The sequence below is a fragment of the Halopiger xanaduensis SH-6 genome (assembly GCF_000217715.1).
In the GTDB taxonomy this organism is placed as follows: Archaea; Halobacteriota; Halobacteria; order Halobacteriales; family Natrialbaceae; genus Halopiger; species Halopiger xanaduensis.
The window spans coordinates 3,620,665-3,633,890 of sequence record NC_015666.1 but is presented as its reverse complement, the minus strand read 5'-3'; the positions used below and the strand labels follow the sequence as shown (position 1 = coordinate 3,633,890).

Annotated in this window: 15 protein-coding genes, 1 tRNA gene and 1 pseudogene; 12 read left to right on the top strand and 5 right to left on the bottom strand. The window is 57.3% G+C overall.

Annotation, left to right across the window (positions count from 1 at the left end):
• Positions 1-193 precede the first annotated feature (193 nt).
• The 12 genes and pseudogenes from HALXA_RS17630 (at position 194) to HALXA_RS21120 (ending at position 9,514) form a co-directional block, all read left to right on the top strand.
• Positions 194-1,144, top strand: coding sequence for a DUF5794 domain-containing protein (locus HALXA_RS17630; protein WP_013881766.1), 951 nt, complete (start codon positions 194-196; stop codon positions 1,142-1,144).
• Between the two features lie 48 nt (positions 1,145-1,192).
• Positions 1,193-1,366 (top strand) — tRNA-Trp (locus HALXA_RS17625).
• Between the two features lie 83 nt (positions 1,367-1,449).
• Complete coding sequence (locus tag HALXA_RS22520) at positions 1,450-1,689, top strand: DUF7563 family protein (RefSeq protein ID WP_083822856.1); 240 nt, start codon at positions 1,450-1,452, stop codon at positions 1,687-1,689.
• A gap of 135 nt (positions 1,690-1,824) precedes the next feature.
• Complete coding sequence (locus HALXA_RS17620) at positions 1,825-2,280, top strand: hypothetical protein (RefSeq protein WP_013881764.1); 456 nt, start codon at positions 1,825-1,827, stop codon at positions 2,278-2,280.
• Positions 2,277-3,140 carry a DNA adenine methylase gene (locus tag HALXA_RS17615; protein WP_013881763.1) on the top strand — a complete coding sequence of 288 codons (864 nt, stop codon included), beginning with the start codon at positions 2,277-2,279 and terminating at the stop codon, positions 3,138-3,140. Before HALXA_RS17620 ends, HALXA_RS17615 begins: the two co-directional genes overlap by 4 nt.
• Positions 3,137-3,664, top strand: a complete 528-nt coding sequence (locus HALXA_RS17610; RefSeq protein WP_013881762.1) for a DUF488 family protein, N3 subclade — start codon at positions 3,137-3,139, stop codon at positions 3,662-3,664. Before HALXA_RS17615 ends, HALXA_RS17610 begins: the two co-directional genes overlap by 4 nt.
• Positions 3,665-3,666: 2 nt before the next feature.
• Entirely contained in the window at positions 3,667-3,861 is a 195-nt protein-coding gene (locus HALXA_RS17605; RefSeq protein WP_013881761.1) for a hypothetical protein, read from the top strand.
• On the top strand, positions 3,858-5,477 hold the full coding sequence (locus HALXA_RS17600; protein WP_013881760.1) for a DUF7845 domain-containing protein: 1,620 nt from the start codon (positions 3,858-3,860) through the stop codon (positions 5,475-5,477). Before HALXA_RS17605 ends, HALXA_RS17600 begins: the two co-directional genes overlap by 4 nt.
• Positions 5,478-5,886: 409 nt before the next feature.
• Entirely contained in the window at positions 5,887-6,768 is an 882-nt protein-coding gene (locus HALXA_RS21775) for a sensor histidine kinase (protein WP_013881759.1), read from the top strand.
• Positions 6,769-6,814: 46 nt separating this feature from the next.
• The gene (locus HALXA_RS21770) at positions 6,815-7,063 is read left to right on the top strand and encodes a hypothetical protein (RefSeq protein WP_148263663.1); all 249 of its coding nucleotides are present in this window, start codon (positions 6,815-6,817) and stop codon (positions 7,061-7,063) included.
• Between the two features lie 232 nt (positions 7,064-7,295).
• Positions 7,296-7,550: pseudogene (locus HALXA_RS17595) on the top strand (DUF7692 domain-containing protein).
• Between the two features lie 224 nt (positions 7,551-7,774).
• Entirely contained in the window at positions 7,775-9,514 is a 1,740-nt protein-coding gene (locus HALXA_RS21120; protein ID WP_013881757.1) for a DNA methyltransferase, read from the top strand.
• A gap of 141 nt (positions 9,515-9,655) precedes the next feature.
• Here HALXA_RS21120 and HALXA_RS22515 read toward each other — a convergent pair whose 3' ends face one another.
• From HALXA_RS22515 to HALXA_RS17570, 5 genes are all read right to left on the bottom strand, one after another.
• Entirely contained in the window at positions 9,656-10,054 is a 399-nt protein-coding gene (locus HALXA_RS22515) for a hypothetical protein (RefSeq protein WP_013881756.1), read from the bottom strand.
• Positions 10,055-10,199: 145 nt separating this feature from the next.
• Positions 10,200-11,369: a hypothetical protein gene (locus HALXA_RS17585; protein WP_013881755.1), complete on the bottom strand. Its 1,170-nt coding sequence runs from the start codon at positions 11,367-11,369 to the stop codon at positions 10,200-10,202.
• Positions 11,366-11,899 (bottom strand): phosphatase PAP2 family protein, encoded by a 534-nt coding sequence (locus tag HALXA_RS17580; protein ID WP_013881754.1) that lies wholly within the window; start codon positions 11,897-11,899, stop codon positions 11,366-11,368. Before HALXA_RS17580 ends, HALXA_RS17585 begins: the two co-directional genes overlap by 4 nt.
• Positions 11,896-12,708 carry a hypothetical protein gene (locus tag HALXA_RS17575; protein WP_013881753.1) on the bottom strand — a complete coding sequence of 271 codons (813 nt, stop codon included), beginning with the start codon at positions 12,706-12,708 and terminating at the stop codon, positions 11,896-11,898. Before HALXA_RS17575 ends, HALXA_RS17580 begins: the two co-directional genes overlap by 4 nt.
• Positions 12,705-13,226 (bottom strand): hypothetical protein, encoded by a 522-nt coding sequence (locus tag HALXA_RS17570; protein WP_013881752.1) that lies wholly within the window; start codon positions 13,224-13,226, stop codon positions 12,705-12,707. Before HALXA_RS17570 ends, HALXA_RS17575 begins: the two co-directional genes overlap by 4 nt.

The following is a 13,226-nucleotide window of genomic DNA, read 5'->3' as shown; positions in this document are numbered from 1 at the left end:
CAGCGAATCCCGAATCGCCGGTCGGATGACGACTACCTCCGACTCCAGCTTTACATTCGGGAATCCCTTCAAATACAAACTCACAGCGCGAGGCCCTAATCGGACGAATTGGTGGCCCCTCGCACGTCACCAATTACGGTATCGTCCGCCTCATTACCCATCGGCCTCGGGTCATGGCCATCGACCCTGACCAATGAGTACCTCTCAGCATCCGGTAGCCCTCCGCTTAGAGCGGGTAGTCGGCGGTGACGCCAGGCTGTTGGCGGTCGTGATGATGCTGCCGCTGATCGACGGCGTCTTCCCGGCGCTGATCCTCGCCGGCGCGTTGAACGATCCCCTCAGCGCCGTGCAGGTCGGCCTCCTGATCTTCGGCGGCAGCGCCACCGTCGCGGTGATCCTCGCCGAGATGGACGGGACGGCCCGCGAGCAGGCCGCGATCGTCCTTCTGGTCGGGATTCCGCTCATACTGCTGGCGGCCGTCCAGGCCGTGTTGGCCCCGGCGATCGGCAGCATGCTCGAGGACGCGATCATCACGCGGTTCGCCGCGCTGGTCATCCTCGCGATCGCCGCCAAGACCGCCAGCGCGACCATCGGCGACTACCTGCCGAACCCCGCCGTCATCATCGGGCTCGGGCTGGTCGCGAGCGTCGACCTCACCGGCGCGAGCTTCACCCTGATGACCGATCCCGAACTCGTCGCCCACGCGGCGCTCGCGGCCGGCGTCGGCGTCGGGTTCGCGCTCTCGATCGCGCTCGGGGGTCCGTTCCTCCGGGAGTACATGGACATCGACCGCTTCCGCTTCGGCAGCGCCGTCGCGCTCGGCCTGCTGCCGCTGTCGCTGCTCGGGATGGCCTTCGGACAGGCGCCGCTGGCCGCGCTGCTGGTCGCCGGCCTGTTCGCCCTCGACCTCCCGCTCGAGCGCGGGTCCGACGCCGACGCCGAGCCGGAATCGCCGCCCACGCCCGCGGTCGGGACCGGCCCGCTGACGGACGGGGGCGCAGCCGGCTCGAGCGCGGAGGACGAGCCGTCGGCGACTGCCGTCGACTCCGACTCCGACTCCGACTCCGATTCCGACTCCGATTCCGAGGACGCGTACCCGAGCGACGAGACGAGGGACGCGGACGAACGGGCCCCGTGGCTGTAGTGCGAATCGAAACGGATTTAGGTTCCATCCCCCAACTGGGGAACGCACGGGGTTGTGGCCAAGCCAGGCATGGCGACTGACTCCAGAGGCACGCGCCCGGGACGACACTCCAGACTGATATACTGATCGAGCACCTGATCAGTGCTCGTGTGATGACCCTCTGGAGTTCCGAGGCGCACCGGAGATATCAGTCGATCGGGGGTTCAAATCCCTCCGACCCCATTTGAAATAAAAGGCCCGGAGCGACTTCTCTCCGGTTCCCGACACTTCTTCACACCACTATCTCGACACCTCTCGAGTAGGAGGTGGTCGGCGTGACGGTCGCACCATGGCCGTCGGTTGACCCCTCGACGTGCAAACACTGCGGAGCCCACGTTACTGATCGGTTCCGTCGTGTCTTCGGCGACGAGAGCGACCGCGTTCACCGCTGTTCCGAATGCGACACCTACGCGCGGTTGACCCGCGGGTCCGCAGCCGGAAAAGACGTCGAGGTTCCGGACCCGGAAACGTCACCTGGTCGGCACGGGGGTGAGGCCGATGTCTGAGTTCGTGCGGGCGAATTGCCTGTACGATGTCGCGAGTCGGACGCCCATCGTCCATCCGGCCCATCAAGCGAGCGACGACGTTCGCCGTGCGCTCAAGGGTTGCGATATTCGGACTAACGGGGGTGACTCGGCCCAATGACGGTCGCGGAGAACCGCGAGCGCGGACATTATGTCGAGACCGCCGCCTGCGACCGCTGGCCTCTCGAACGGGTCGACGACGATTGCGCCGAGTGGCACGATCTCGAGTTCGTCCAAGATGTCGTCGGTGACCGTGCCGGCGTGATCGCGACGGCGGGCGAGGTCGCCGAGGCGAAGTCGTGTTACGCGACCTACGACGGGCGCGCGGGTCGCTGGTGGATCCGCCGGGAGAACCACGAGCGGCTCGTCGACGTCGACGGCTGGTATATCCTCGTCGTCCTCGAGCGCGAGTCAGACAAGATACTGCGGATAGCACTAACGAGCGCCGAGACGGTCGACCAGATCATTGACGGGAACTGGTGGGACTGTGGCAACGGTGGCCGCAGCGCCGAACACTATCGACAGCTCCCCTGGACGACTGTCTTCGATAGCGTCGGGGGTGAGTGGCTGTGAAGAGTGCGTTCCCGTATATCGGCGGGAAGACGCGACTGGCGCAGTGGGTGATCGACCACCTACCGGAACACACCACCTACGTCGAGCCGTTCGGCGGGTCAGCGTCGGTGCTGTTGAACAAGCCGCGAAGCGACGTCGAGATCTTCAACGACAAGGACAGCGACGTCGTGACGTTCTTCCGGGTCGCTCGCGAGCGGCCGGACGAACTCGCGGAGTGGTGCCGATATACACCGTTTTCGGAACAGCTTCACGACGAGTGGGCTGACGAGTTCTTCAGCGGTGAGCGGCCGGACGACGAACTCGAGCACGCCGGAAAGTGGCTGTTCCTTCGGTACAGTCAGTACGCTGGGAAAGTAGCGCGCAAAAGCGGCTTTAAGCGTGAGAGTCCTCGCGACGAGAAAGGAAGCCGGAACGCGAGAAATTGGATCAACGCACCCGAGCGAATCGAGTACGTCGCCGAGCGGTTCCGCGGCGTCTCGGTCGTGCATGAGGATTATCAGGCGGTCGTCGAGCGGTACGACTCACCGGAGACGGTTTTCTACGTCGATCCGCCGTACTACCAGAAAGAAGACCTCTATCGGGAGTCTGCCGAGCACGCTGCCCTCGAGCAGACCCTTCGGGATATCGACGGATACGTACTCGTCTCCTATACTGAGATTCCGCCTGAACTGTACAACGGAGACGAGTGGACCGACGTCGAGCGAACGGTGACTCACTCCGCGGCAGGCAACGGAAAGACGGCAGACGAGCGGCTGATCATGAATTTTGAGCCGTCGACGGACCGGGAGTTCACCCAACGAACGCTCGCCGACGCAGTCGACGCTCACCGAGTGCGATCTGACGGGGGTGACTGTCAGTGACGGTCCATACGACCTACTTTGGCGGTCTCTCACAGTTCGATCCGGACACGGAAGACGACGTCTTCGGCGTAGTTCGGTACCCGAAGGACTTCGTCGAGCGGGTCACCGACCGGAATATCCCAGCCGTCGCGCCACCGGAGGACCTGCTGAACGCGTACAAGACCGTCGAGGACGCCGCCGAGGAAAATGGCGAGTCAAACCCGCCGGCGATCGCCTGGAACTCGGTCGAGTACGAACGCCGGTACCTCGAGTACCTCAAGCGGGACGGTCCTCAAGCGGTAATTGACGAGTTAGCTGACTGCGCTCGCGAACGGGATCTCTGGTTGGTCTGTTGGGAAGAGGATGCCCGCTGGTGCCACCGGCGACTACTCGCGAACGTCGTCGTCGATCGCCTCGAGGAGAGTGACGTCGCTCATCACCCGAACCCGTTGACGATTCCTGTCGATAGCGGGGACAGCGAACCCGACGATAGCACCGACGAGACGGCCACACTGCGAGACTTTGCGGAGGCTGGAGGGGACTAACGATGGGCCTGACAGCCTTCGGACTCGAGCCGCAGGACTCGGCACCGGATGAGGGTAACGAGGCTGACGACGTCGACAAGCGAGTCTGGTGCGAGTGTGTCGACTGCGGATACGTTGGTTACGAGGTGCAGGTTCGTCGCGAGAGCGGCGTGCCGCTCTGCCCGTCGTGTTTCACCGATCGGGAGGGACTGCGATGACGCAGGTCGAGACGACGCCCCACGAGATCGAGGGCCGCTGGAAGTGGCCCGACTGGGGCCGCGGCCCGTACGACGCCCTCTCATCGGTGATGCTCGGGCCGCCGTTTGAGGGCTACCTGGAGCTGGACGTCGAAGTCAACGGCGAGCCCTGGCACCTCGAGGTGAGTTACAGCAAGTCGGGGTTCGCGCCACGGCTGTCCGACGGGATCAACGCCGAGCGGCTGTACGAGTGGGACATTCGTGGTCGCGGCCGCGGCGAGCGGAAGGCATCGTACAACATCTCACCACGGTTTCCCAACATGCGCCACTGGGAAACCGGCGACCCGGTGAATCTCCCCTGGGAGAATCAAGTCGGTGAAGTCGACGGCGTCGACGTGGAGTTCCATGTCAGTAACATCGAGCCCGATCGCGGCCTCGAGTTGCTGCCGGAGTTCTTCGCGGCGATCTTCGACCACGCCGAGGAGCGCGTGCATCCCGAATACTTCCGGACGGACCCGCACCCAGCGAGTCGCATGTGGGCGTACGAGCGATACATTCGTATCCGTCGGCAGTGGGCCGAAAAGCTCGCGTCAGCCGGCGTGTTGCAGAAAGTAGTTCACTACCTCTCCGACCTCGAGGGCGTGAAGGCGGAACTGCACCTCGATAACGAGGAAGTGATCAACCACCAGAATCGGCTGATGCTTGATCCTACGTCGGCTGCGAAGCTTCTTCCGGGTCATACCTACGGCCGGAAGTTCGAGATCTACCAGCTGGCCGATCCGGACGCGGTCTCGAAAGACCATCCGTCATACCATCCGAAGGTGGAGGTGCTGGTCAACAAGTCGAATAACGACGGCGAGGCATGGGCATGGGCCGATCGCCACGAGGTAACCCAGCAGATCGAAGAGACGCTGCTGAACGCGCTCCACTGGGAAGATATCCCGCTCGGACCCGACGGCAACGACGTGTACGTGCCGGACGATCACTTCGACGCCGTCGCTCGAGAGGAATCAGTCGAACTCTACGAAGATCCGACGCCGCGCCTTGAGGCGAAGACGGACCACCTGTTGATGACGACGCTACGGGACATGGGCGAGACCGCCCGCGAGGTAACCGAGACGGTCGCGACCGACGGCGGTGGCACCGTCGACGAACTCGCTGACGAGTTGGGCAAGCACCCCTCGACGATCTACCGAGCGATCGAAGACCTCGGCGACATCCTCGAGCTGGACCAGGGCGAGATCTCCTTCCGGGCGCGGAAGTACCAAGAAGAGTTGCGCGCGCTCGTCGAGTCAGCCGAGTACGCGATCGAGAGTTTCGCCGATCGGATTCAGCACGTGATGGGCTTAGCCGATCATATCGCCGAGTCGTCGCCGTTCCAGAAGTGGCTTGCAGAGAACGGCGCTGAAATCGAATTCGACGAGAGCGGCAATCCGAAGAAGCTCCGAATCGACGCGATTTTGTCGCTGAAGAAGGCCGATAGCTTCGAGAACGCACGCCGTGTCGCCCAGGAGGCGATCGACGCTTGGCGTCACTCCGGAAACGACGTAGTGCCGTTCAGCAAGGTGTCGATGGTCTGGCGGACACCTGGAGGCAGCCGCGACAGCCACCGCGTGGGTGCGATCGCCGACTGGTAGCACGGCCCTCGTGAGTGGCAACACTATTCTGACACCTATTTTCGGCAATTCTGCTTGTGTAATAGCGCCTGTTAGTCAATTCTGGTTGTAGTTTCGACCTCGAGGGAGGTCGCCGGCACGATCGTGCCGGCTCGCCTGCGGGTCGGTTTCGCGCGGAGCGCGAAACGCCCCTTGGCGGGTGTCGCCAAGGCGACAGCGCCAAAAAATTACAGCATTCCGCCCTTCTTCCGCACGAAATCTCCAGTTGAAACTCACGAAACGTGGTTGGGTACGTATTCAATCTAGACATAGAATAAACCTTAGTTATAATACAATGGTGTAAATATTTATACTAATTGAACATATATTTAGTAATAGCACTTCCTACTAACCGTTAACTACATTCAGAGCCTTTGCGTTGTCATAACTAATGGTACGTATCTCTGCACCACGATTTACAGGAGATTCACTTCTAACTCATTATAAAAGGGCGATAAATGTTGCATATGAAATACGTTCCTATGATGGAGATGACGATTTAGTTCTTGATCTGACGAAGTCGGAATGGTTTACTCCAGCTTCGCTTGTACCACTTTGTGTTGCGTATAATAAGAAAGTGACAAATGGTACTGAAATCGACGTTGATCTCCCGTCTAATTACCTTATGCAAGAGTATTTGAGTCAAATTAACTTCCCAGAGGGGACTACAGATCCTAGTCAACAATATTCTAATTCTTTACCTCTTTGTCTACTTAATCAAAGTCCCAGTAGTGGTGCAGCAGAGAATGTCAGTCAAAAGCTCCGATCTCTCTTGAAAAAGGAATATGATTCATTATCGCCATCTGCAAGACAAGGAATTAGTTTGCCAATTTATGAAATCGTAGATAATATTGATCAGCACTCAAATTGCGACCTGGGTGCAGTATTAGTTCAAAACTATGGAAGTAAGGATTTTATTGATATTGGTATTGTTGATGATGGTATTACGATACCCAAGAATTTTGAAAATCATAGCGTCGATTTTGATTCAGATAATGATGCTATTGAAATGGCTATGGAAGGAAAAGTCTCAACCAAAGGACGGGGTGTCGATCGAGGTTATGGGATTAAGACGACTGTTAATTTAGTCTGTGAAGGTTTGAATGGTTCAATATTGATCGCTTCAAGAGATGGTACAATTCTCCAGAAAAATAGTACTAAGGTTCCAAGGGATTATCCTGTTGATTGGCCAGGAACAATAGTAGTCTGTAGAATGTCCATCCCAGAAGATGATTTTAGATTAAACGATTATATAACTGGTATCGGCGAGTAAAGGGCGAACAACTATATCCCTCTGTTACCAATCTGTGGCCAGAACCATGCCCGATAAGTTCGTGGTCGAAGACGATGCAATTATCACCCGCAATCGGGCACGAGAAATCGGAAGAGATGCTCGTCAGATAGGATGTGATGAGATTGATCTATCTAACGTAGAATTTGTTAGTCGATCTGTAGCTGATGAACTCGTATACCAATCTCAGAAAGGAGATATTTCCTTAATTGGACTCAGAGATGAGGTTGAAGAGATGATCAATCTTATTGATGGTTCCTCTTCCGCAATTGCCTAAGTGGAGTTAGCTCACTTCATTTCTATCTTCCTGCCTGGGGTTGTACGTCGACAGAATGCGTTTCTCGAATATGCACACAAGTCGAGTAGCGCCGTGTGCATATTGGTCGGCGATCGCCGTGACGATCCTGTCGACCGTTCTGGTAAGGTGATAGGAGCACCCCCATTTTGGACTGTATGGGCTGGTCCAGTGAGTCGAAAAAACTAGAATTTCCCGAGTCGTGTGTACGAGCATGCGAATTCGAATCGACGGCGACTACGCCTATCTCGAGGATGCAATCGAACGAACAGCCGACTTCTACGATCGTAACAAGACGAAAGCCTTTGTCTTGGCTTGCGAAGATGTCCCCCGTCTCGTTGCGGTTGCACGTCAGATCCTCGAGCGCGACGATCTCACTCACGAGCAGCGCTAGGAGATTACCGAAACGCTGTCGACTCGAGTAACGAACTTCCAGATTGAGAAGACCGTAACTATTGAGCGGGATTAGAGAATCTGTTGAAACCCTCTGCACCTGATACGGTCTGTGTGCTGAATACAGAGAATGTATATAGCAGCAACAAAACAAATACTCATCAAAAATAGGAAACGGAATATAATTTTTCAGGATACTGTGCAATATAGGGAATACCGTCTAATAGACCAGTACCTATCATAAGATCTACTCGTCAAAACCTATTTTACCATCCTTTCTTATACTTCCAAGCTAGAACGATGACCGACTCTAGTCAACTGTACTATGGGGACAATTTGGAAATTCTGCGACAACATATTGACGATGAGATGGCAGATCTAATCTACTTAGATCCTCCATTCAACAGCAATAGGAACTATAATATCATTTTTGAAGAACAAGCCAGTGCTGACGCCCATGCACAGGTGCAAGCGTTTGAGGACACTTGGCAGTGGGATCATAAAAGTGCAAAAACGTATCAGGAGGTAGTAAAGGAAGGCGGACCTGTGGGTGATACCCTGAAAGGTTTGGGAGAAACAATTGGAAAGAATGATATGTTGGCCTATCTTTCGATGATGGCTCCTCGATTGAAGGAACTACATAGAGTGTTGAAAGATACAGGTACTCTATGGCTCCATTGCGATCCCACCGCCAGCCACTATCTAAAACTCCTTCTCGACAGTGTATTTGGTCCTGAGCAGTTTTTGAATGAAATTGTTTGGAAGCGTTCCAGTGCTCATAGCGATGCTTCTCAGGGAATGGAAAGATGTGGTCGTATTCACGATATTATCTTTGTTTACTCCAAAACTGACGAATACAAATGGAATACCGTTTATACACCTTACTCAGAGGAGTATTTGGAACAAGAGTATAATAACAAAGATGAACGGGGATATTATAAGGAAACTGATCTAACCGCTAACAAACCAGGCGGAGATACTGAGTATAAATGGCCAGTAAAACGAAAAAAATCGGGTGACTCGGGTTGGGAAGCAGATCTAGACGAAGAATACAAAGACCCAAAACCAGGATGGGAGTACAAGCAGGTTGACCCGTATAGTGGTCGATATTGGGCGTATTCGAAAGAGAACATGAAGGAGTTTGCTAGGAATGATAAACTCCACCATCGACGGACAGGAATGCCTCGGTTGAAACAGTACGCAGAAGAAATGCCTGGAGTCCCTCTACAGGACATTTGGACAGATATTCCACCAGAATCAGGAGATAAGGATCTCGGGTACCCAACCCAAAAGCCTGAGGAACTATTAGAGCGCGTGATTAAATCGGGGACGGATGAAGGTGATGTCGTTTTGGATCCGTTTTGTGGGTGCGGTACAACGGTTTCTGTTGCCGAACGATTGAACCGCCGATGGGTCGGAATTGACATCACTCATCTTGCAATAAGTTTGATGAAACACCGGCTAGAGGCTGGATTCGAGTATGAGGTAGACTATGACGTGATCGGAGAACCGGTTGATCTTGCTGGAGCAGAACAATTGGCTGAAGAAGACCGCTTCCAATTTGAGTGGTGGGCTCTTGGTTTGGTCAATGCACGTCCCTTAGAAGAAAAGAAAGGGCCAGATCAGGGTATAGACGGTCAACTCCGCTTTTTCCCCGACAAGTCAGAGGCTATGGAACCTGAGGAAATATTGTTTAGTGTGAAGTCTGGGAACACAGGCCCATCTGATGTTCGGGACCTTGCCGGAACTGTTCGAAGGGAGGATGCTGCAATGGGCGTATTTATTACTCTTGAAGAACCCACGGATGCAATGGAAAAAGAAGCAGCCTCTCATGGTCGATATGAATCTGCTGAGTTGGGGAATCAAACGTACCCCAAAATTCAGATAATCACGGTTGAGGAACTACTGGAGGGCAAGGGACTAGACGCACCCATCTACATTGAACAAGGAGGCAACGTAACATTCCGATCTCAAGCTCCTCCTCAGGCGGATAGAGAAGATACAGACGAACCTGAACAGTCGAGATTGACTGATCACTAATATATAGTTTAAAATAAATATACAAAATACAATTACTGTGAATTTAATCAATATTTTTGTTTGGCGATTTAACTGATATGGGCCCTGTATTCAGCACGACCACCGATAATTATCAGAAATTAAGAGTTCAACAGGGCCAGATTAGAAAATGTCTCTGATAGGGATTTTCGCTTGCTGTGTACCACGATGATCACCGCCCCCATGCCACTGGAGCAGTGGGAGATCGCACGCCCGGATCATCTTGTCCTTGACGATCGTCAGCCCTGAACGACCATGTGGACGGTAGACGACGAAACAGTACCAGCCGTCGTGGCGCCGTAGCTTCTCGTGATACTCCCGGTAAACCTTGAAATTCCCAGGCTGCCCATTCGAATGTTCGAGCATGGTGCTCTTGATTTCGACAGGCGTTCCGTTCCCGAATCGGGCGTCGTGCCAGCTGGCTCGCTCGAGATTAAACCGTCGCTTCCGGGCCATCCGCTTTTCGCAGATCGTCCCGAAGTGGTTGGCGCGCTTTGAGCGGTTCACGCGGACCACGCGCATCGCGCGCCGCTATATATACTCCTCCGCTGCCTGCGAAGCGTCCGCCCATCGGTCATGTCGCTCCCGCTTGGGAGCGACGGCGGTCGGCGATGGGCTACAGTAAACCCGGGGGAGTTTCGCTTGACGGGTTGACACCCCGACGCGGTCATGCGATCACCTGCTCGACGGTGTTAACCCAGTCGGCCTTTTCGCCGCCGTTGTCGATCTCTTTCCACCAGTTCGAGACGGTAGCGTGGCTATAGGGGACGAACTCGGCGGTTTCGCGCGCGGACATTCCTTGCCGACGGCACTCCTCCATCGTCCAGGCGGCGACTTGCTTCACGTCCTTCTCGGCGATCGTCTCGCCTTCCTTATCGTCGCCTTCGGGCGCTTCCCACGCCCAATCAGCTTCGTCCTGCGTGTGGAAGTTCCAGTCCGTCGGCGGGATGCCCTCGAGGGGACGGGGATCGACGTCGACGAGTTTACCGCCGGAAACGCGGTCTGCGACGACGGCTTGCTTCTTCGATTTCTTCTTGATGATCGTGCCGACACGCCAGAGCAGCGGATGGATCGACGATTCGTCGTGGCCGATATAGATGAGTGCGCCGCCGTACTTGCGGATCTTGAACACCAGCGGCCCCATCTTCTGGCGGACCTTATGACCGTCCGCGCCGGTCCCGCTGGCGTTCGTCGAGAACTCGTCGCCGATAAAGAGCTTCGGCTGCTGGGGATTCTCGACCGGATCGCCGTCTTGTGTCGCCCATTCCTCGAGGAGCGGGTAGTGGGGAATCCAGCCGTCCTCGACGGTGCCGTCGTCGCGCACCCAGTCGTCGAGCCGGTCGAGCGTCCGGATGTTCGAGCCGACCAGGAGGTCGCCGTCGACCCACCGCTCGCGCAGCTGGCCCAACAGCCCAGCGAAGTCAGTCTTCCCCGCGCCCATCTCCCCGAGTACGATGATCACCGGTGCGGGGCCGGCGACGATCTCCTGCAAGCGCGTGACCGCTTTGATCCCCGCGAGGTCAGCCTGCTGCGAGGGATCGCCGATATAGTGCTTCAACGTCAGCGTGTCACCGTTCTCGAGGGCGTTGCGGGCAGTCTCGCTGCCCTCTGCCTGCAGGATATCGCGATTCTTGCTGACGGCTATGTAGTCCTTCGCAGCCTTCCCGTCCCACCGGTCTACGTCGTGGTGGATTGCCCGCATGGTCAGCTGGCGATCGACCTGCTCGTCGCGAATGAATCCCGAGTGCGGGAGCACTTCGTCGGGATCGCGCTCGAGGTTGTTCGCCTGGTACTCGCGAAAGCCGCCGACCGTGTAGTTGTCTTGCTCGTCGCTCATCGTTCAGAACCTCCGTCAGTCGCTAGTCGGTCATTCGACACCTCTCGCTCCGGCTGCGGCCACTCCTCGAGCGCGGATAGCGCGAGGACGAGATACGCCGCGCCCATGCCCACGCCAGCGAGCACGTCGGTCGGGTAGTGCACGCCGATCGCGATGCGCGAGGTCGCGACGATCGCGACGACAACCGCCGCGCCGATCACCGCGTGGCGCGTCCCAATTCGATGCGCCAGCAGGCCGTACACGACCGTCGAACCGAGCGCGTGGCCGCTCGGGAAGCCGTAGCCGCCGATGCCCGCACCGGGCGGCCGGGGCAGTCCGAAGACAATCTTTGCGACGGTCGCCAGTCCGATCCCGCCGAACACGACGACGGCGAACGGCACTCGGTCACCCTCCTCCTCGAGTACGGCGACGCCGATCATCCCGACGAGCACGACGACCGAGTAGTCGCCCAGGTGCGTCGCGACACCCAGCGCCTCGATCGCCGCCTCGGGGAGCGCCGACCGGATCGTCTCGAAGCCGATCGCCCTCATTGCTCGCGGCCCCCGTCGGTTGCCGCCTGCTCTGCTGCCTGTTCTTGCGTCATGGGCGGGCCGCTCGCCGTCTCGATGCCGTGCTCGTCGGCGTAGTCCTCGACAAATCCGTTGATATCCTGAATGTCGTCCGTGGCGTTCTGTTCGGCGTCTTCGCGAGCCGATTCGAACCGTTTCTTCACCGTTGTGCGGGGATTCATCAGCCCGCGCTCGTCGGCTTCCGCTTCCTCATTGACGACGTCTTTCTGAATCTGCAGACCCATCTTCGAAATCCTCCCGCGGAGCCGGTTCGCTGCGAGGTACTCTTCGACCAGATCGCTGTGAATGTCCTTGAGCATGGCCTGGACCGTGACGAGTTTCGAGTCGGCGAGTTGGCTGAAGTAGCAGCCACGAACGACCAGCGTCTCCGTGTCGTCGTGCCAATCGAACTCCCGAACTTCGAATGCTGACCCGTCGTTGACGTTGTACGGGGACGGTCCCTCGACGGTCTTTTCATCCCACACCTTCGGTTCGACGTAGTACTTCTCGCGTGTATCGGTGACGCCGTTGATATGGTGAACTGGGATCATACGCCGCTCTCGAAGCTTCCGTACACCGGTTACGAACAGCCCGAACAGCGGTGGCCCGAATAGGAGCAGCGCCGCCAAGATTCCCTGTGTGATGGGCGGCACACTCGGAAGCGACGGCTGCCAGATGAACAACGCCACACCCAGCGAGAACAGAACGCCAAGCGCGACGAGCTGGCCCTGCGCTAGAATGTACGTGAGACGATCGGCCCAGCCGCCGAACGTGCCGCTGGTCTCGCTCATGCTTGAATCACCCCGGAGTCCTCGCGTCGAAGCACGTACATTGCCGCCGTGCCCGCGAGACCGACTGACATCCCGATCCCGGTGAACAGTCCGGAGAGTCCGCCGAAGTACTGCAGCGGATCCTTCGGCTCGTCATCGAACTCGCTCGAGAGCCGGACCGCGAGCCCGTCGGCGGAAACGCTGACCATCGAACCGCCCTGGTACTCGCGGACGTCCATCGTGATCGGCGTCCTCCCGCGGGTGAGATCGTATTCCTGTTCGGGGACTTGCACTGCGCCGTCTTGGTCGACCCCAGCAAGTCCGTCCGAAACAACGACCGTTTTCGGTTGCTCCGCCTCGAACGTGATCCGTGCTTCCCCGTCCTCGAGGTCGTACTCGAGGATGCGGAGATCATCGCCGAATTCGATCTCGGAACCGTCGGCTGCGGTTTCGTTGCTGTCCTGTGCGACGACCGTCCCGCCCATGCCCATCGCCAGCGCCGCCGCTACGACGAGGGCACAGAAAAGAAGCCGCCGCAT